Below are 20,324 nucleotides of genomic sequence, written 5' to 3'. Positions count from 1 at the left end.
GACCCGTATGATACACTCCATGACTGGCTTCGGGAAGGCCTCGGCACGCTTCGGTAGCCGCACCATCACCGTCGCCATCAAGTCTCTCAATAGCAAGCAGGCCGACCTCTCGGCACGCATTGCCTCCATCTACCGCGAGGGCGAGCTGGAGCTCCGCTCGCTGATCACCGACCGCCTACAGCGTGGTAAGATTGATCTCACCATCACGATGGAGGATGACGCCCTCGAGGGCAACACCACCCCCATCAACAAGGGAGCCCTCCTCGGGTACGTCCATCAGCTCCAGACGCTCCGCACGGAGTCGGGGCTGGACTTCTCCATTGACCCCGTCGCCCTGCTGCGTCTGCCTGGCGTCATGGATAGCGAAAGTAGCCGCACGACCGAGGTCAGCAAGGAGGAGTGGGACGTCGTCCGTGCCACCACCCGTCAGGCCGTAGAGGAGCTACAAGCCTTCCGCCTGCAGGAAGGGAAGATGCTCCACGAGGTCTGTGCCTCACGTATCGCGAAGATCAGCTCGCTGCTGGAGGAGATCACTTTCCCCGAAGCTGAGCGTATCGCCGCTATCCGTCAGCGTCTCGAAGAGGGTCTCGCGAAGATCGCCCCTCAGGGTGGTTATGACAACTCCCGCCTCGAGCAGGAGATGATCTACTACATCGAGAAGCTCGACATCAACGAAGAGAAGTCACGTCTGGCACACCACCTCAGCTACTTCATCGAGGTACTCAATGCCGATCAGCCTGGTCAGGGTAAGACCCTCGGCTTCATCGCACAGGAGATCGGCCGTGAGATCAATACGATGGGCTCGAAGAGCAACCAAGCCGAGATGCAGCAGCTCGTCGTCAAGATGAAGGACGAGCTTGAGCAGATCAAGGAGCAGGTGCTCAACATCCTCTAAGCCATTCTGCGGTAGCCCTCGCTACCCGACTACATAGAAAAGCCACGAGCTTCAGCCCCACCAGTGTGGGATGCTGAAGCTCGTGGCTCTTATGTCCGTGCGACTCTATCGTGAAGTCGCAGGCGAGAGCGAGAGGACGCTTAGAAGTGACGCTCTACGGGCTCTACCTCGGGCTGCTGGAAGTCGATGAAGCACAGACCAGCCAGAGCCGTACCATAGCGCTTCTCGATCGTGATCCCTTCGGTGACGAAGTTCAGTTCGCCGAGGTAGTAGTGACCATAGGTCTTCTGGTGCAGGTCGTTGATCACACGGATCAGACGAGCTTCGAGCTCCTCGATGCGGTAGCGGCCGCTGACTTCACAGACCAGACCACCGACCTTCTTATCGAAGTTCTCATCAGCATACATCCAGGCGTAGACGACACCTGCAGAGACGAATTCGTCCTGCTGACCGTGCGATACAGCCAGGATGGTCTTCAGCTCAGAGCCGAAGGGAGGCAGGTCGATCTCATCCATCGAAGCGATGTGTGCCGTAGCGGGCAGCACGGACGAATAGACCATGATATTAAAGTCAGAGATCCCAGCATCATGCAGAGCCATGTGGTATGACCCAGCGTGAAGCTCCAGATCCGACTCACCGCTACCCTTCGTCACGAAGAAGGTGTGGGGGATAAGATTCCCTACGTACTTGCTCATTTAGTTCCTTATAAATCTATGATTGTTAATACTTATTGCGCACTCTTTCCGCCCATTCCGCTATGCATACGGCTGGATGAAGGCTTACAAAGGTACACTATTTTTAAGAACTTTAGCTCTCTTATTGACGCCTTTCATGCCACATTCCACTGCTTTGCAGTGATAAGAAGCGGGACTACAAGAGTCCTTCTCGTGAAGAAAAAAGCGCCTTCACGTAGTGGTTTTCTTCTATCTATGTACGTGGTCTTAAAGACCAGGTACGTAAATCCCAATATCCACGTACGTAGATATTAGAGCCACGTACGTAGTCCAAACTTTTCTGCCACGCGTCCACAATTTTATTCCTACGTGGAGCAACGGCCTACAATAGTCGTTCGACTCCAGACTAATAGTCGTCAGAGCACAGACCTGTAGTCATCTGCACAGCGACCTCCCGAGCCTTGCCTACACACCTCTACAATCATGAGGCCACATATCGCAAGGGCTGTATCGAGAGGATGGCACCTTGATATCCTCCTCGGGGCTGTTTGCAGAAGCCCGCCCCTTTGACTATCTCCACGATTCTCCGTAAGTTTGCTCCGTATAAAACCAAAGACCAAGACCAGGCTTACCCAAGTCTATGCCTTGATACTTGATTAACTCTCCTTACAACCAACGCCGATGAGACGTCTTTTACCGCTGTTCTTGTTGTGCGTCTTCTTCTCTCAGTTGGGACTTAGTGCCCAGGTGCACATGCCAGCTATCTACGGGCGGCACGAGACGAAGCAAGTCGTGACGACAGAGACCTTCTATGACTCAGGCGGGCCAACTAAGAATGCCCACCCTCTGGGCATCGCCGCCGTCACCTTCACCCCCAAGTATGGGCAAGCTATCGAGGTCGACTTCTCCGAGCTTGACCTCAAGCAAGCCACCCTCTATGTCTACGAGGGGAAGCAAGAGCTCGTCAAGAGCGAAGGGGGCGACGAAGATGATGATGAGATCACCTACACCAAGCCGAATGTCCACGAGCTCTATGTACTCCGAGGCAGTGATCTCTCCCGTCATGTCTTCCACTCCACGACAGCTGATGGGGTACTGACCTTCGTCTTCATCGGAGCCAACCCCGCAGGTAAGGGTTGGACTGCCGAAGTGAAGAGCGTAGCCAAGACCTCCGATGATACCCCCGTACCTGCCGAGCCCGAGGGCTCCGTCTATATGGTACCAGGGCCTCGTGAGGTCATAGTAGGCAGCACAGGACTTGACTTCTACGACGATGGTGGCCCCACGAAGAAGATCAGTCCCAACTTTGAGGGCTACGTGACCTTCGCCCCCAAGCAAGCGGGACAGCGCATACGGGTGACCTTCACCAGCCTTAAGCTCTTCCATACCTACAAGCCGAAGAACGACCTACTACGCGTCTACAACGGACGCAGCACCTCCTCAACCAAGCTTCTGCGCGAGCTCCTCAACGAGCAGACGCCCATCAGCCTCATCTCCAGCGAGGACGATGGTTCACTGACCGTCTCACTGAAGAGCGTCACGGGGACTCCGCAGGACGGCTTCGTCGCACGCGTCGAGGCCATCACCCCCAGCCCGATGACCTTCGCCTCAGCCTCGGCGACCTCTCCCACAGAGAAGGTAAAGAGCGCGGCAGGTGAGCACGACAAGCCCCTTCTACTTCTCACCCTCCGCACCGAAGGCGTGAGCCCTGCCCTCACACTCTCAGAGCTGGAGCTCTCCACCCAAGGCACGAGCACAGGCGCCCTGGAGCGTCTTATCCTCTATCGTGGCGAGCAAGCCCTCACCACCAACCGCATAGGCGAGGCGACCGTCACGGGCGATCAGGTACGCCTCCAGCTCTCCGCTCCCCTTGAGCTGAACTACGGAGACAACACCTTCCTCCTCACGGGCGACATCTCTACCAAGGCTCACACGGGCGATCAGCTCAGCCTCACCGCACGCACCGCAGTCCTCTCAGGCGAGACGAAGCAGCTCAACCTCCCCACTCCTACCCCATATATCCTCGACAACGTCTTCCGCAGCCGCGAGGGTCAACCCCAGGTCATCACCGTATATTCGGACTGGACCTTCGCTCCGACAATGAGCGCTGGGCGCTATGCCCCAGGCAATACCGACCAAGTCACGACCTTCCTCCCAGCCAAGACAGGCGAGGTAGTCGAGCTGGACTTCCAGTCCTTCGATGTCCTCTACGAGAAGAGTAAGTATGGGACGAAGGCGGTCTTCGAGATCTATGCTGGTCAGGGGCGTACGGGCAAGCTCCTATGGCGCCTTGACGAAGAGACGATGAATGGGGGCGGGCCTAAGCTCATCCATTCGACGAGCTCGGACGGTGCACTGACCGTCGTCTTCAATCCCAAGGAGAGCATCCCAGGTCGACAGAAGTCAGGCTGGCAGGCTACCGTACGCAGCCAGCAGCCCCAGCCTATGGTACTCGTCTCGGCTATGGTCGCGCAGGCCTCCACAGCCGAAGCACCCGTAGGCGCTACTGGTCTGGAGTTCCTTGATCTCACGCTTGAGACGAAGGGCAGCCTGCAGCCCAAGAAGCTGGAGGCCATCAAGCTCCAGCTCAAGGGCGCACCTCAAGCCTTCTCCAAGCTCTACCTCTACGCCCTCTCCAGCCCGAAGGCCTACAGCTCAGCCAAGCTCCTTGGCTCCGTCACGCCCACAGGTGAGACGACCGTCACCCTGCCTCTTACGGTAGCTCAGACACTCCCCGAGCGCAAGAGCTACTACTACATAGCTGCCGACATCGCCCAGGGCGTCGCAGCAGGTCTGACGCTTGACCTTGCTCTCCCCGAGATCACACTCTCAGGAGAGACCGTCCCGATTGAGAGCCCCGACCCCGAAGGAGGACGCATCACCCGCAATCTCCTCTCGATGGCAGCCGGTGAGACGACCATCGAGGTCACCAACCCACTCTCCTTCTATGATAATGGCGGACCCACGGGGAAGTACCCACGCTCCTTCAAGGGCACTGTGCACTTCGTCCCTCGTGCGGGTGAAGTCATCCACTGCCACATACGCCAGCTCCGCCTCGGCCGTGTAGACTACCTCAGCTTCTACCACGGGAAGGAGGCCAACGAAGACAAGCTCATCACCAAGCTCTCAGGCTACAAGCGCGACCTCCCCGAGCTCATCTCCACTGCACCCGACGGCTCGATGACGGTGACCTTCACCAGCAAGACCAGCGATGATGGCTGGGATATCGAGGTCAGCTCTGAGCGCCCCATCCCGCTGCACGTCACGGAGGTCAAGGCCGAGGCGATCCAAGATACCCGCCTGATGAGGGGTGCTAAGGACGTCCCTCTGATGAAGCTCGCCGTCACCGTCACGGGAGACCAAGGCGCGCTGAGCATAGAGCACATTGACTTTGCCCCCTTCTTTGCTCAGGGAAGCAGCGCTTGGGCAAAGCTCAACCTCTACGCCACTGAGACCTCCGAAGCCTTCTCTACAGCGAAGCTCTACGCCACGGGTGGGGAGCGCTTCTCGGGTACGACAGACTACCACAAGCCTGGTACGTACTACTTCTTCCTCGCAGCTGATGTAGACGCCACCGCTCCAGCAGGCGCCCGCATCACCATCACGCCCCGCAGCATCACCGCAGGCGGTGAGGAGCGTGCGATCACGACGCCCCCGACAGCTGCCATCGACCTCCACGAAGGCATGCACGGGGACTTCACCATCGGCGAGCGCAGAGGCATGCACTATACCACCCTCACCGCCGCCATCAAGGATCTTGTCAGCCGTGGTGTCGATGGTCCCGTACGCCTACTCCTCAGTGCTGGCACCTATGACGAGGCGCTCTCCCTGCCCGATATCGCAGGGCTGTCCGAGACGAACACCCTCACCATCGAGCCTATCTCGGGGCGTCGTGGCGAAGTGACGCTCACCAACACCCACTACCGCAAGGTGGACTACGGCGACAATAAGCCAGGTTACTTCAACGTCGAAGGGGCAGACTACGTCACACTCCGCGCACTTACCTTCACGTCAGAGAAGAGTGATGCGCCAGCACTCCTACTCGTCCGCAATGGTAGCCAGCATCTCACCATCGACGACTGTGAGTTCTCTGCTCCCCGCACCACACTGTACAACGAGGGCGACATGGCACTCATCCGTACGGCACGCGGCAACCAGCCTTCGCCCAACAACGACTTCCTAACTCTGCGCAATTCGCACCTCATCGGTGGGTACAGCGCGATCTATGCCGACGGACTGTCGAACGTCGCACTCCCCACACAGCGCGTCATCACCATCGAGGGCAACACGCTTGAGGGTCAGGGCTCGAAGAGTATCTACCTGCGCTGTATCCCCGACATGACCGTACGCGCCAACCGCATCCTCGCCTCGGGCAAGGCGGCACGCGACTATCAGGCGATGGACCTCACTCTCGGCGAAGGGGTGAGCGTCGTCGGGAACCGCATCCACCTCACGGACTTCTCCGAGACGACGACCGCTGTACAAGCCATCTACCTCAGACGCACTACGGAGCATGCGCAGATCGAGCACAAGTCCAGCCTCTTCGCCTCGAATGAGATCATCCTCGATGCACCGCAGAGCCTCCGTGAGGTCTACGCCTTCTACTTCACCGATGAGGACCTCACGGACATCAAGCTCCTGCACAACTCCGTCCTCATCTCAGGCACTCGCACCGATAAGTCCACGGCACCTGTCTACTTCCAGTCGCGCAAGCAGGGTACCATCTCAAAGCTCGAGGTGAAGAACAACCTCTGGCAGAACCTCACCCCTGGCTCTATCTACAAGACCACGGCGAAGATCACGCTCGTCGATCCTACCTTCACGGACAACGTAAGTTACACGGCAGGCAGCGAATTCGCACTACTCGGAGATAGCGCCCTTGACCTCGCCGAATGGACGAGCCGCATGAAGGACACCTCGAGCCGCATCGCACGAGTGGACTTCGCAGCTCCTCGTGAGAGCCTCCTCCCACAGGAGTTCAGTGCGCTGACCTTCGCGCGTGCTCTCCCCGAGGTACCTACCGATATCGTCGGCACGAAGCACCCCGCTACGGATGCCGCCGTCGGGGCTTACGAAGCGACGACGCACGGCTTCCCCGCACTGGCCACGGGCTATCCCAAGCCCCTCAACCTCACGGCGGATCATCCCGTGCTGGAGATCAAGGCGACCGACTTCGGGCAGTTCTTCTGCCTGGCGCTCAAGCAGTCGGATACGGCTCCTACGCTGGAGGCTCTCAAGGCCTCGACGCTACAGGTCAATCTCTACCCCAATCAGGTCAGCCGCCTCACCCTTCCCGCACTCGATGGGCACTCGGCCTATCGCCTCTACCTCCTCCCCCGCGATCTGTCGGGGCAGTTCGCCTCAGCAGCCCTCACCTACGACTTCTCTACCGATGCCCTCCCCTCGGAGGTGGCAGACTTTGAGAGCGTAGCCGTCGGGACGAGTGACTTCGTCAGCGGTACCTATCGCTTCGTAGGTGGGAAGGTCTACGAGCCTCAGAAGCCCTACACGATGGGTAGCCATCGCGCCCTCGAATGTAGTGGTACGGTGACCATCACCCCCACGCACACTACAGTACCCACCAAGCTCTCGGGCTTCTACCTACAGAGTGATACACCCGTACGCCTCACCGCTAAGGGTGGAGCCGATGGCGATCAGACGAAGACCCTTCCCTCGACGGGCGGTGTATGGCGCTACGTCAGTCTGCGTGACCTCGGCGAACTCACCGAGCTCACCATCCAGAGCGAAGGCAAGGCAGGTATCGATGACTTCACCGCCGAGCCACAGCCACTCCACCTCACCCCCAAGACCTTCACCTCTCGCGCTGGTGAGACCATCGCTCTCCAGCATGATGCCGAGGGCGGTGTATGGCCCTACTCCTATGTATGGCGTACCGCAGCAGGGGAGGTCGTAGGGAAGGAAGCGACCTACAGCATGAAGGCTGAGCGCACCCAGCACCTGACGCTCGAGGTGACCGATGCTTGGGAGCAGAAGGTGAAGATCCAGCTCCTCCTCAAGGTCTCGGGTGGGAAGCCTGCTATCGCTACCTTCGACGATCTCGGCCTCGAGCCTGAGACGGCGTGGTACGGCGAGCTGGAAGCTGGGGGCTCCGACTTCATCTCCTCGACCTTCTATAGCGGGAGCTACTCCTTCGCCTGTAGCAATGCACCCGCACTGCGCACGTGGATGGGCTTCGCCTACTCCGACCAGACAAAGACGACCTTCACCTCACTCTTCCCCGACCAGTTCAATAGTGCAGTCGGGCATGGCGTGAATGGCTCCAAGAACTATGCCGTAGCCTATGCCTATCGCCAGCCAGCCGAGCTCCGCACCACCCACACAGGGCCTGCGGTCATCCCTGGCACCTATGTCACGAATACCGCTTGGGTCAAGCAAGTCACCCAGACAGGTACGAAGATGGGCAGTGAGCCAGATGCGCCCTTCCATCAGGGGGACTACCTGCTCCTCATCGCCAGCAATAGCACGGGCACAAAGGGCCTTGAGATCCCCCTCATCGACTACCGTAGCACCGACCCGAAGGAGCACTACACGATAGACACCTGGCAATGGGTCGACCTCTCTGCTCTCGGAGAGACCGATGTCGTGCGCTTCACGATGAAGGGCTCACGTGTAGCCAATGGAGGCACGACCATCCCAGCTTACTTCTGTCTTGATGACTTCGGGAGTGAAGTACCTGCAAAGGACATCGCACCCCGCACCCTCGTCCCACAGAGCACGGAGACCCTTGACCTGACGAAGGTCTTCACCGACGCAGGTCTTGCGCCCAGCGCTTCCCCTCGCCCTGCCTATACCCTCATGGCGGCTGGGAGCGAAGAGACTGTGATGGCGACCCTCAGTGGGAGCAACCTCCGCCTCACAGCGAAGGCCACGGGCTCGACCTCGCTCATCATCAGCCAGCGTCAGGGAGGGAAGACCGTCTACCTCCGCCTACCTCTCACGGTAGCCGTGCCCCAACCCACGCCCCAGCCTATACCTCAGCCCACGCCTACCCCCGAGGCGGATGGCGAACTAAAGGCATATCCCAGCCCCACCACCACGGAGATCCATCTCACGGTGAGCGGACGCGTAGATATCTTCAGCCTCACAGGTCAGCTCATGCTCACCATCGAGCACTACACGGCAGGGCAGGCCATCCCCGTAGGCAACCTCCCCGCAGGTATGTACCTCGCACGCACGCCCCAGGGTGTCGTCCGCTTCAGCAAGCGCTGAGCCTAAGTCCGCCCGACGATACGATACAGTTAGCGCGTGGCTCTCCCCCTCGGGGGAGGGTCACGCGCTAACTATTTGAGCCTGTTTTCGCTAGTCCTTCCCGCTATTTATTCTGCTAAGGTATCACACGCCCAGCTCTCCGATATACCTCTCCGAAGTGACACACAAGCCCTTCGCCTTATCACGAGTATTCATCTTATCCAGAGGAGGAAAAAGAACTGTTTTCGTGAAGAAAAAAGCGCCTTCCCGTAGTGGGTTTCATTTATCTACGCACGTAGTCTTAAAGACCAGGCACATAAATCCAAATATCCACGTATGTAGATATTAGAGCCACGTACGTAGTCCAAACTTATCTGCCACGCGTCCACAACTTTTATCCCTACGCAGAGCAACAACCTAATAGAGGTCACTTCACAAAGCTATATAGGAATCGATCCAAAGCTATATAGCTTTCTTCGCCATCCTATATAGCTCTACCTACGTACTCATAGAGGTTGCTTCACCGACCCGTATAGGTTACGTTTTCACCCCTCGCAGAGTCGAGGAGCAAGCAATATAGAGACGTGGTAGCAAAGGGGTAGAATGCGGGGCGCACTCCCCTACCTCTCAGGGGGAAATGCCAAGTGAGGCACAGCCCCCTCATTGCACGCATCGGGCACTTTTGCGCAATTTTTCATAACTTTGTCCGTACTTTCAGAGGGGAATACCCTCACGAGGTACACCATAAATTAATATAGATAAGGATACAGAGACAGCTACGCATGGCTACTATTGTCAAGACAAAAGACCTCATGATCGAGGTGGCTCGGCAGCTCTTCGCTCGGGTTGGGTTCACCAACACGACGATGAACGATATTGCCGACGCTTCGAAGAAGGGCCGGCGTACGCTCTATACCTACTTCCGCAACAAGGATGAGATCTTCCACGCCGTCATCGAGCGCGAGCTCGAGCGCCTATGGCACGACCTGGAGCTGATCCGCCGCCTCCCCGCTTCACCCGAGGACAAGATCCTGACGATGCTCCTGACGCATCTGGACAAGATGAAGGACTTGGTCCTGCGCAATGGCTCGCTCCGTGCCGAGTTCTTCCGTGACATCTGGCTCGTAGAGAACTCCCGCGCAGCCTTCGACGAGAAGGAGATCCGCCAGCTTCGCGAGCTCCTCGAGGAGGGGAAGGAAAGTGGACTCTTCCACGTCCCCGACACGCGCCTCACGGCCTACCTCCTGCAGAACATCGTCAAGGGCATGGAAGTCCCGTTCATCAGCGGGGCTTACCGCTCCAAGGGCACGGTCGAGGAGATCCGCGCAGCAGTACGCCACCTCCTGCTCTTCGGCATCCGCCAGAGTGAAGAGGTACCCAACGAATCCAACTCTTAATACGATAAACAATGAATCTACTTGCTAACAAGGTAGCCATCATCACCGGCGCAGGCCGTGGTATCGGCCGCGCTATTGCACTCAAGTATGCACAGGAAGGTGCTTCCGTAGTGATCACTGACCTCAAGATCGACGAGACTGTAGAAGCCTTCGTCAAGGAGCTCGAAGGGCTCGGTGTCAAGGCTAAGGCTTATGCCTCTAACGCAGCTAACTTCGAAGATGCTCACAAGCTCGTCGAAGCAGTCGTCGCAGACTTCGGCCGTATCGACGTCCTCGTCAACAACGCTGGTATCACCCGTGACGGGCTGATGATGCGTATGACCGAAGAGCAGTGGGACCTCGTCATCAACGTCAACCTCAAGAGTGCCTTCAACCTCATCCACGCTGTCACCCCCGTCATGGTCAAGCAGCGTAGCGGTAGCATCATCAACATGGCCAGCGTCGTCGGTGTATCTGGCAACGCAGGTCAGGCGAACTACTCCGCTTCTAAGGCTGGTATGATCGGTCTGGCAAAGAGCATCGCAAAGGAGCTCGGCGCTCGCGGTGTCCGTGCTAACGCTATTGCCCCTGGCTTCATCATCACCGATATGACGGGTGCACTCTCTGAAGAAGTGCGCAAGCAGTGGGAAGTACAGATCCCCCTCCGCCGTGGCGGTACGCCTGAGGACGTAGCTAACGTAGCTACCTTCCTCGCGAGCGACCTCTCCAGCTATGTCTCCGGTCAGACGATCCACGTCTGCGGTGGGATGAACATGTAGTCCACGAGCGGACAGACTCCCATAGCCTTCACCTGGCGAAGGCATATACGCATAAGGCTTGGCTCCACATCAGTGGGGCCAAGCCTTAGCTTTTATAGTGGAGTCGGTGCGCCTTCTGAGACTAATAGCGGCGCAGCGCACGACGGGGCTCAGGGCGCTTCATCTCTGGCTCATCCAGAGCGAAGTCCAGCTGACGGCGTGCCAGATCGGCCTGCGCCACGACGACCTCGACACGCTGACCAAGGGTGAACGTGCGGCCCGTATGGCGCCCGACGAGACGGAAGTTCGCCTCATCATAGACGTAGTAGTCGTCGGAGAGGTCACGTGCAGGTACCAGCCCTTCGCACTTATTCTCCTCCAGCTCGACGTAGAAGCCCCAGTCAGCCAGCCCCGTGATGACACCCGTGAAGGCCTCACCCAGACGGGGGATCATGTACTCGACCTGCTTATACTTGATCGAGGAGCGCTCGGCATTGGCTGCCACACTCTCCATCTCAGAGGCATGGTCACACTGATCCTCCAGCGCAGCGGCATCCGCCGAAGGCTTACCCTCGATGAGGTAGCGTGTGAGGAGGCGGTGCACCATCAAGTCAGGGTAGCGGCGAATAGGCGAGGTGAAGTGCGTATAGCTATCGAAGCCAAGGCCGTAGTGACCGATATGCGTCGTGGTATAGCGTGCCTTAGCCATCGAGCGGATAGCGAGCATCGTCAGCATATCCTCCTCGGGCTTACCCTTGATATCAGCGAGCAGGGCATTGAGGCTCTTAGCGATGACGGAGCTTCCGCCCTCGACCTTGAGCTTGTAGCCGAAGCGACGCACGTAGTCGGAGAGACCTCGGAGCTTCTCCTCATCGGGGGCCTCGTGGATACGGTAGACGAAGGCAGGCTTACCGCCACGCCCCAAGCGAAGGGCGGGGCTGATATCCTTGCGAGCAGGCTCGGCTATACGCTCGGCGACCGTACGGTTTGCCAGCAGCATGAATTCCTCGATGAGCTGGTGAGCGGGCTTGCTCTCCTTGATATATACAGAGAGGGGCTTGCCGTCTTCGTCCAGCTCGAAGCGGACTTCGGGGCGGTCAAAGGCGATACTCCCCACCTCGAAGCGGCGAGCACGGAGCTTCTGCGCCAGGCGGTGAAGCGTCAGGATAGCCTCTGCATGGTCGCCCTTCCCCGTCTCGATGATCTCCTGTGCCTCCTCATAGGTGAAGCGACGCTGGCTACGGATGACGGTGCGAGCGATGCGTGCTGAGCGGAGCTGTGCCTCTTCGTCCAGTGAGAAGATACAGCTGTAGGCATACTTATCCTCGTCGGGGCGGAGCGAGCAGAGGAAGTTGCTCAGGCGCTCGGGGAGCATAGGTATCGTGCGGTCCACGAGGTAGACACTGGTGGCACGCTTGTAGGCCTCATCATCGATGATACTACCAGGCTGGACATAGTGGCTGACGTCGGCGATATGCACCCCGACTTCATAGCCCCCTTCAGGTAGCGTGCGGAAGGAGAGGGCGTCGTCGAAGTCCTTCGCATCACGCGGGTCGATGGTGCAGGTCAGCACCCCACGGAAGTCCTCACGCTGTGCGAGCTCCTCTTCGGTGATCTCGGTAGAGAGTGCTTCGGCAGCCTTCTCTACGGCCTCAGGATAGCTATAGGGGAGGCCGAACTCAGCGAGGATGGCGTGCATCTCCGTAGAGTTGTCACCGGCCTTACCGAGGATATCGACGACTTCCCCGCGAGGGTTCTTGCTCTTGCGATCCCAGTCAGTGATGCGCACGACGACCTTATCATGGCCCGTCGCACCCATGGTCTTATCCTCGGGGATGAAGACATCCTGGCGTAGCTCCTTATTGAGCGAGACGAAGAAGGCATAGCCACGAGAGATCTGCAGACGCCCGACATAGGTCGCCTCACGGCGCTCCAGGATCTCGACGACCTGCACACGCTTGTACTCCCCACGGCGGGTACGCACGAAGGATACGGCGACACGGTCGCCATGCAGGGCATTGGCGAGCGCACGATCAGAGAGGGGAAGGGTATCGATCTCGGGGTCATCGGGGATGAAGGAAGCACGGCCTGCACGGTAGTCGAAGCGCCCTTCGAGGCGCTCCTTCGAGAGGCCACCACGGACGAAGCGCCCAGGCTCCAGCTCCTGGATCTCGCCACCTTCAGCCATCGAGACGAGCGTCTGGTAGATGGCACGCTTCTGCCCCATATTCGTCTTACCGAAGGCATGGCAGACCTGCTTGTAGGTCAGTACACGCCCATCATTCTGCTCAAATACCAGGCGTGCGATGCGGAGGATATCCCGCTTACTTATGGATTGCCCTTTGTCTGTGCCTTGCTTGGAGGGTTTCCCCTTCTTGGCAGAGATGGGCTTATTCTTTTTACTCATCATTCAATTCTTTATGGATAATAGGCCACTCTCCTACGGCAGATATCGCGGAGGATACCCGCCGAAGGAAGGCGGCCAAGGGGGAGGTAAGTGATGTGTAGCTGTCTGATGAGTAGTGGGCGGAGCCCAAGAGGGGGCGTGCCTACGCCTCAGTGGGGATGACGAGCTTGTATCCCTTACCGTGGACGTTCTTGATCTCGACGCGAGGATCAGCATCGAGCATGCGGCGAAGCTTCGTCACATAGACGTCCATACTACGCTGGCTGAAGGAGTTCTCATGCCCGCCAGTAGGCTCGGTGAGCCCCCAGATGACGTTGAGCGCATGGCTACGCTCGAGCGTCTGATTGGCGAAGAGACAGAGCAGCGAGAGCAGCTCGCACTCCTTGGTCGTCAGGCGACGTGACGTCTCGCCGAGGGAGAGCGTCTGAGTCGTCGTATTGAAGATATAGCGCCCGAGCTGGTACACGCGCTGGGGCTCCTTCTCGCCCTCGTGCTTGATCGTGCGGCGCAGGATCGCCTCGATACGCAGGAGGAGCTCCTCCATGCTGAAGGGCTTGGTGATGTAGTCGTCAGCCCCAGAGCGGAAGCCCTCGAGGATGTTCTCACGCATACCGAGGGCGGTGAGGAAGATGATGGGCACGTCGGCCGAGAGGCTACGAATATCCTTTGCTAGGGTGAGACCATCACGCTTGGGCATCATGATATCCAGGAGACAAAGGTCGTACTTAGCGCTCTTGAAGGCTTCCCATCCCTGGTCACCATCAGTACAGAGCGTGACGGCGAACTTCTTACTCTGCAGGAGCTCCTGAAGGATGGTCCCGAGATTCTCTTCATCCTCACAGAGGAGGATCTTTAATGGTTCGTCCATAGTCTTTAATCTATTAGCTGTCGTAGTTTATAATCTATATACTATATAGGTAGGTAACGCAAACCGCTTGGTAGCACTACTCCGGCTCAGAGGCCGGTAGGCGAATGATCATCTTAGTCCCCACACCCAGCTCACTCTCGGCAGTGATCGTACCGCCACACTGGTTGATGACGGAGGTCACGTACGCCAGACCCAGGCCGAAGCCACGCACGTCGTGGCGCTTGCCGGAGGTGACGCGGTAGAAGCGGTCGAAGACACGCTTCAGCTCGCGCTTCTCCATCCCGATCCCATTATCCTCGATGGTGATACGGATCTTGCCGTCTTCGTCAGCAGTACGGATCGCCAGACGCAGGGGCATATCGGGGCGGCTGTACTTGACCGCGTTGTCGAGGAGGTTGAAGAAGACGTTGGAGAGGTGAATATGATTTCCCTGCACCCACGTATTCAGGGCATCCAGGTCCAGCTCCAAGTCTCCGCCACGTTGCTGGGCGTGGAAGGTATAAATCTCCGCTACGGGCAGGAGCAGCTCATTGACGTCCAAGGGCTCCAGTGAGAAGCGCCCCGAAGCTCCGTCCAGCAGCGAGAACTGCAGCACCTTGTCGATGAGGAACTTCATACGCTGTGCCTCCAGCCCGATGATATCCAGTGCACTCTGAGCTCGCGGCGTGAGGTCGCCTCGCTCGGCAAGTGACTGTCCCAGCGACTGACTGGAGAGGAGGATGGTACTCACAGGCGTCTTCAGCTCATGCGTCATATTGTTGATGAAGCTCGTGCGCTGCGAGGAGAAGCTCATGTGCTTGAGAAGGACCCCGAGGGCGGAGAAGCCGAGGACAAGCACGATGATTGTGGAGATGAAGCTGGGCAATGCCAGCCGAAGCACCTCCGACTTCGTGGGGGTGGCGTCAAGCGTGACCTTCATGTAGGGGCGGTCCATCTCAGAGCCATCAGTCGGCACGAAGAGATACTGCACCACGGTATTGCGCTCTTCCCATCGCTTGGCATTGACCATCGCCGGGGGGATGTACTCATAGAGCGTACGCCCCTGGTAGTCATGTAGCGACATCATGTAGGGCCCGCAGAGATCCTTGTTGTCCAGATGCTCACGGATGAGGCTCTTCAAGAGACGCACATTCACCATCTGCGGGATGCTATCCTTGTTGTAGCTATCATATAGATACTTCAGGATGTAGCGGTCGAGCGCATGGACGTTGGAGAAGTAGGCGTGTACAAGGCGGTCGGACGGACGGTAGTCGACACGACTCGTATTCCCCTTGTGTGGCATCTTCAGGTAGATGTTCTCCCGATCCAGAGCCCGCCGGACGATCTGGGTATCGAGCTTGGTGCGCGTCCAGATATCGAATGAAGCGACAGAGGTCGGTAGGAACTCGCTGTCCTCAAAGCGGTCATTCTTACGATTGAGCCCCTTATTGAGGTAGCGTATCAGCTCACGTACCTGTAGCTCTTCTGCCACCTCGCCCATCGCTTCCTTCATCTGATTGCGAATCCCCTCGGTGCGCAGCTCAAGCACGCGACCATAGTATTCATATTGCACCCATGAGAGGAGTCCATAGGCCGAGACAAGGGCCATGACGATGATCCAGATGACTCGTTTTCTCATGAACGATGCAGTAGCTATTGGGAGTGACGACTAAAGAGACACATTACTGTTATTATATGCAAAGATAAGCATTTCCGCCCTTCGCACCGTTAATTCCTTTTCAAAGCGTCAAAGATACCCCCTTTCTTCCTCACTCACCCGGCGATAAGGTAAAGATATGTCACCATAAAATTCGCTCACGAAGCAGCACCCTACCGACGTTACACCACACGGTATCCACCCGCTGCCACCCTGAGGATGCGAAGCCGATGCATCGCCTTTAGCGCGGCACTTGCACCCGAGCCTATTGCCGCGAGTCCTGCCCGCTATTTACTCTGCTAAGGCATCGCACGCCCAGCCCCCCCCCCCCGATATACCTCTCCGAAGTGACACACAAGCCCTTCGCCTTATCGCAAGTATTCCTCTCATCCAGCGGAAGGAAAAGCATTGCTCTCGCGAAGGAAAAAGCGCCTTCACGTAGTGGTTTTCCTCTGTCTACGTACATAGTCTTAATGACCAGGCACGAAAACCCTAAAGTCTACGTACGTAGATATTAGAGCCACGTACGTAGCCCAAACTTATCTACCACTCGTCCGCAACTTTTATTCCTATGCGTAGCAACGGCTACAATAGTCGTTTAACTCCAGACCAGTAGTCGTCTGCACATCGACCTCCCGAGCTTCGCCTACAAGCCACTATAATCAGGAACCCACATCTCGCCAAGGCGGCAGCGAGAGGATAGCAGTACTCGGCGAGAAATTCCCACCGAGAAATTCCCACGATAGGGAGTCCCTCCCCCTACATATATTATGTAAGGAGTCGTATGGGGCATACCGCGTCAGCACGAGAAGTGAGGAAGCGATAAGCTGAATAAAAAGCACAACGACGAGAGGAACAAAAACCCACCTCCACGAAGGCCCATCCTTAAATACCAAAACCAAAAGCGCCACATTCCTTTGATACACGTCGAAAACCAAACGAACTTCCTAAATTATTTAAGGTTATTTTGACCTGGAAAACACCCCTTTACAGGCCCTCCGAGGAAGAAAATTTCGCCCTCCAAAAGCGCACACAAAGAAGGACTAAGAGAGCAAAAAAGAGGGAGCATCATGAACATCGCATATACATAATACACAGGTATTTAGAGAAGACCTATTCCATCCATAGGGCACCTAAACAGCGATGAAACACTCGACTTTAAAGGGCTATAAATAGCGGCTCTCCCCACCCAAGCCAGCACCCTGCTATTGGATAGGAAATAAAAATCTCTACATTTGAAAAAAGGATACGCTGGAGCACGGGTGGGGCAACCCTCCCTTTAGGAGAAAGACATGACGTGAAAGACCGCGAGGATGACACCTCCAGAGTAACCCATGAATAGATAGTAATCCCAAGTTACGGCTCAAAGCAAGTACCCACATATCACACTAAAACTACTATTCTCATGAGAAGAGCACTTTTCTTCCTCCTCGCCCTCTTCCTCTTCGCAGGAGTGGGTTGGTCGCAGAAGAAGACGATCACCGTCACGGGGGTCATCATCTCATCTGCGGATAAGGAGCCCGTCATCGCAGCCAGCGTGTCCTGCGTCGAGTTCCCCACCACAGGGACCATGACCGACGTCAACGGACGCTTCACGCTGAAGCTACCAGATGCAGCTAAGCACCTTACGATTAGCTGTATCGGCTACAACAAGCTCAAGCTGCCCATCGCCTCGGGTGAGATGAAGATCACCCTGCAGGCTGAAGAGCAGGTGATCAAGGACGTCGTCATCACGGGGTATGGGAACACCCGTAAGTCCGCCTTCGCAGGGTCTGCTACGACCATCTCCACGAAGAACATGAAGGACGTGCCCACCACATCCCTCGAAGATAAGCTCACTGGGGCTATCGCAGGGGTAGCAGTGAACTCCAACTCGGGTCAGCCCGGTAGCATCGCTACGGTGCGTATCCGTGGTCTCGGCTCTATCAACGCTGGTAGCGACCCACTCTACGTCATTGATGGGGTACCGGTCAATAACTCCAGCGCCTCAGTCTTCGACTACGCTAAGGGGGGGATGAGCCCACTCTCTACGATCAACTCCAACGACATCGAGAATATCACCGTCATCAAGGACGCTGGTGCTGCAGCCCTCTACGGCTCACGTGCAGCTAACGGGGTCGTCGTCATCACGACCAAGAGCGGTCGTGCTGGGAAGACGCACTACAACTTCAAGGCTGACTGGGGTAGCTCGGATATGGCTATCGACTACCGCCCTACCCTCAGTGCAGAGAAGCGTAACGAGCTGATCCGCCACGGGTACACCAAGTACTACAGCGAGCTCCGCGACAAGACGACGAATCAGCTCCTCTACCCCAACGCCTCTGACGTAGCTGCTCAGGTAGAGAAGACCATCGGTACCGCCATCGCTAAGCCTTGGTCTGGCTACACGGACTGGCGCAAGATCCTCCTCCGCAATGGTGCTTCACAGAACTACGAGTTCAGCGTCTCGGGTGGTGGTGAGAAGACGAAGTTCTACACCTCAATGTCCTACGCAGACCAGAAGGGTATCTCGCTGGCCTCTGACTTCAACCGTCTGACCGGTAGCTTCAACGTCAGCCACACCGACCGCCGTCTGGAGCTGAAGGCTCGCATGCTCTTCGCTAAGACCAAGCAGCACACCAGCAGTGAAGGTGGCGCCTACGCTAACCCTATCTTCGGCGTATCCGCTACACTGACCCCATCCAACTATCCCTTCAAGGAAGATGGATCTTACAACAACAGCTTCTCGGGGAACAACAACATCAACCCCCTCTTCGCCACGACGCAGAACTTCTCCGAAACGCAGCTCGTGCGCGTCTACCCCTCTCTCGAAGCTACGTTCACCGTCTTCCCCTGGCTGAAGCTTCGTCAGAACGTAAGCTACGACTACACCAACTCCGAAGAAGCCGTCTGGTGGGACCCTCGCCAAGGTGACGGTGAAGCTGCTAACGGGGTCTTCCAGCGCTCCAACCTCGAGCGTGCTACCCTCACCACGCAGTCACAGCTCTACGCTAACCATGACTTCGGCAAGCATCACCTCTCTGGTGTAGCCAGCTTCGAGTCCGAAGCCTTCGACCGGCTGAACGTCTATATCTGGGGTACTGACTTCCCCTCTTACCTCAAGTACGAACTGGGGAATGCAGGGAACTCAAGCGGTAGCACCGAAGTCGACAAGACCCGCATGCTCTCCTTCCTCGTCAAGGGGGACTACGCTTATGATGACCGCTACATCTTCGGTGCTTCAGCCCGCTGGGACGGCTCTTCTCGCCTGGCTCCAGCTCACCGCTGGGGGCTCTTCTGGTCACTCTCTGGCTCATGGAACATCGGTAAGGAAAAGTTCATGAAGTCTCTCGAGCCCATCCTCTCCGACACCCGTCTGCGTCTCTCTTACGGTGCTAACGGTACGCTCCCCTACGGCTACTACGACCACCTCTCCCTCTACAGCTTCGGCTACAACTACAACGGGGGTACGGGGGCTTCGGAAAGCGATCTCGGATCACCCAACCTCTCTTGGGAAAAGAACAAGGCTTTCAACCTCGGTCTTGACTTCCGCCTCTTCAATCGTGTCGGTGTTACCTTCGACTACTACAACCGTCTGACTACCGACCTACTCCTCTACAAGAACATCTCAGGTACGACGGGCTTCAGCAGCGAGCTGCAGAACGTAGGTAGTATGCGCAATACGGGCTTTGAAGTCGAACTGCGCTCGACCAATATCTCTACGGACAAGTTCTCTTGGAGCACGACCTTCTCTCTCGGCCACAACAAGAATACCCTCCTGCGCTACGACGGCATACAAACCACACGTGTAGACCGCACTTGGATCCACGAAGTTGGTCACCCCTACAACGCCTACTATCTGGCTGAATACGCTGGTATCGACCCCAAGACGGGTAAGGTACAGTACTACTCCAATAAGTACGACGAAGCCACGAAGACCTACGACCGCTCCATCGTCACGGAGGGCTCTCAGGCCAACCGTCGTCGTATCGATGACAAGCCCTTTGACCCCACCTTCACTGGCGGGCTTATCAACAACATCACTTGGGGCCCCGTCGACATCAACTTCACCCTCAGCTACTCCCTCGGTGGCTACCTCTACGATAGCGCTACCGCGCTCTACCAGGACGGTAACGAAGAAGTGCTGAACCTGGCTATCCCCAAGTACTACGACATCAATAAGATCTGGAAGAAGGTCGGTGACAAGACGGAGCTTCCCTCCTTCGAGCCTACGAATACGTATACGTACTCGACCCGCTTCCTGCGCCCCACCGACCACCTGCGTCTGAAGAACTTCACCATCGGCTTCACTGCTCCTAAGCGCTGGACTGAGAAGATCGGTGTCAACACCCTGCGCCTCTACGCTGCAGGTAACAACCTCCTCACGTGGAAGGATAAGATGCTCGTCGTCGACCCCGAGCAGCGTGGCTTCGTAGCCTACGGCACGCCTCCCCTGCGCACCGTCACCTTCGGTCTTCAGGTCGGTATCTAGTGTATTGCTAACCACACAAATGACAGTTCA

Annotated in this window: 9 protein-coding genes; 5 read left to right on the top strand and 4 right to left on the bottom strand. The window is 57.2% G+C overall.

The genetic code is table 11. The annotated features are described in order from the left end of the window. Positions 1-7: 7 nt before the first annotated feature. Positions 8-895 carry a YicC/YloC family endoribonuclease gene (locus HMPREF1121_RS05790; RefSeq protein WP_044115282.1) on the top strand — a complete coding sequence of 296 codons (888 nt, stop codon included), beginning with the start codon at positions 8-10 and terminating at the stop codon, positions 893-895. Between the two features lie 140 nt (positions 896-1,035). Here the strand turns inward: HMPREF1121_RS05790 and HMPREF1121_RS05785 are convergent, their stop codons facing one another. After that, positions 1,036-1,590, bottom strand: coding sequence for a pyruvoyl-dependent arginine decarboxylase (locus HMPREF1121_RS05785; RefSeq protein WP_009432265.1), 555 nt, complete (start codon positions 1,588-1,590; stop codon positions 1,036-1,038). Between the two features lie 732 nt (positions 1,591-2,322). Between HMPREF1121_RS05785 and HMPREF1121_RS05780 the strand changes: the two genes are divergently transcribed. The 3 genes from HMPREF1121_RS05780 (at position 2,323) to fabG (ending at position 10,933) form a co-directional block, all read left to right on the top strand. Next, positions 2,323-8,799 carry a DUF4465 domain-containing protein gene (locus HMPREF1121_RS05780; protein ID WP_044115280.1) on the top strand — a complete coding sequence of 2,159 codons (6,477 nt, stop codon included), beginning with the start codon at positions 2,323-2,325 and terminating at the stop codon, positions 8,797-8,799. A 761-nt stretch (positions 8,800-9,560) separates the two neighbouring features. Beyond that, a complete protein-coding gene (locus tag HMPREF1121_RS05775; RefSeq protein WP_044115279.1) occupies positions 9,561-10,175 on the top strand; it encodes a TetR/AcrR family transcriptional regulator in 615 nt (204 codons plus the stop codon). A gap of 11 nt (positions 10,176-10,186) precedes the next feature. Beyond that, positions 10,187-10,933, top strand: coding sequence for a 3-oxoacyl-[acyl-carrier-protein] reductase (fabG, locus tag HMPREF1121_RS05770; RefSeq protein ID WP_044115278.1), 747 nt, complete (start codon positions 10,187-10,189; stop codon positions 10,931-10,933). A gap of 121 nt (positions 10,934-11,054) precedes the next feature. Here the strand turns inward: fabG and rnr are convergent, their stop codons facing one another. From rnr to HMPREF1121_RS05755, 3 genes are all read right to left on the bottom strand, one after another. Then, the gene (gene rnr / locus HMPREF1121_RS05765) at positions 11,055-13,322 is read right to left on the bottom strand and encodes a ribonuclease R (protein ID WP_044115277.1); all 2,268 of its coding nucleotides are present in this window, start codon (positions 13,320-13,322) and stop codon (positions 11,055-11,057) included. A gap of 139 nt (positions 13,323-13,461) precedes the next feature. Then, positions 13,462-14,187 carry a response regulator transcription factor gene (locus HMPREF1121_RS05760; protein WP_009432267.1) on the bottom strand — a complete coding sequence of 242 codons (726 nt, stop codon included), beginning with the start codon at positions 14,185-14,187 and terminating at the stop codon, positions 13,462-13,464. Positions 14,188-14,263: 76 nt separating this feature from the next. After that, positions 14,264-15,805 carry a sensor histidine kinase gene (locus tag HMPREF1121_RS05755; protein ID WP_044115276.1) on the bottom strand — a complete coding sequence of 514 codons (1,542 nt, stop codon included), beginning with the start codon at positions 15,803-15,805 and terminating at the stop codon, positions 14,264-14,266. A 1,423-nt stretch (positions 15,806-17,228) separates the two neighbouring features. Here HMPREF1121_RS05755 and HMPREF1121_RS05750 point away from each other — a divergent pair. Further along, positions 17,229-20,294, top strand: coding sequence for a SusC/RagA family TonB-linked outer membrane protein (locus HMPREF1121_RS05750; protein ID WP_044115275.1), 3,066 nt, complete (start codon positions 17,229-17,231; stop codon positions 20,292-20,294). Positions 20,295-20,324: the final 30 nt, after the last annotated feature.

The sequence above is a fragment of the Porphyromonas sp. KLE 1280 genome (assembly GCF_000700805.1).
GTDB classification, from domain to species: Bacteria; Bacteroidota; Bacteroidia; order Bacteroidales; family Porphyromonadaceae; genus Porphyromonas; species Porphyromonas pasteri.
The sequence above is the reverse complement of the archived record's forward strand: the minus strand, read 5'-3'. Positions and strand labels throughout refer to the sequence as shown.

Coding starts and splice junctions, on each gene's coding strand:
- HMPREF1121_RS05785 (WP_009432265.1), bottom strand. CDS start 1,590: ATGAGCAAGTACGTAGGGAATCTTATCCCCCACACCTTCTTCGTGACG.
- HMPREF1121_RS05780 (WP_044115280.1), top strand. CDS start 2,323: ATGCCAGCTATCTACGGGCGGCACGAGACGAAGCAAGTCGTGACGACA.
- rnr (WP_044115277.1), bottom strand. CDS start 13,322: ATGATGAGTAAAAAGAATAAGCCCATCTCTGCCAAGAAGGGGAAACCC.
- HMPREF1121_RS05775 (WP_044115279.1), top strand. CDS start 9,561: ATGGCTACTATTGTCAAGACAAAAGACCTCATGATCGAGGTGGCTCGG.
- HMPREF1121_RS05790 (WP_044115282.1), top strand. CDS start 8: ATGATACACTCCATGACTGGCTTCGGGAAGGCCTCGGCACGCTTCGGT.
- HMPREF1121_RS05755 (WP_044115276.1), bottom strand. CDS start 15,805: ATGAGAAAACGAGTCATCTGGATCATCGTCATGGCCCTTGTCTCGGCC.
- fabG (WP_044115278.1), top strand. CDS start 10,187: ATGAATCTACTTGCTAACAAGGTAGCCATCATCACCGGCGCAGGCCGT.
- HMPREF1121_RS05760 (WP_009432267.1), bottom strand. CDS start 14,187: ATGGACGAACCATTAAAGATCCTCCTCTGTGAGGATGAAGAGAATCTC.
- HMPREF1121_RS05750 (WP_044115275.1), top strand. CDS start 17,229: ATGAGAAGAGCACTTTTCTTCCTCCTCGCCCTCTTCCTCTTCGCAGGA.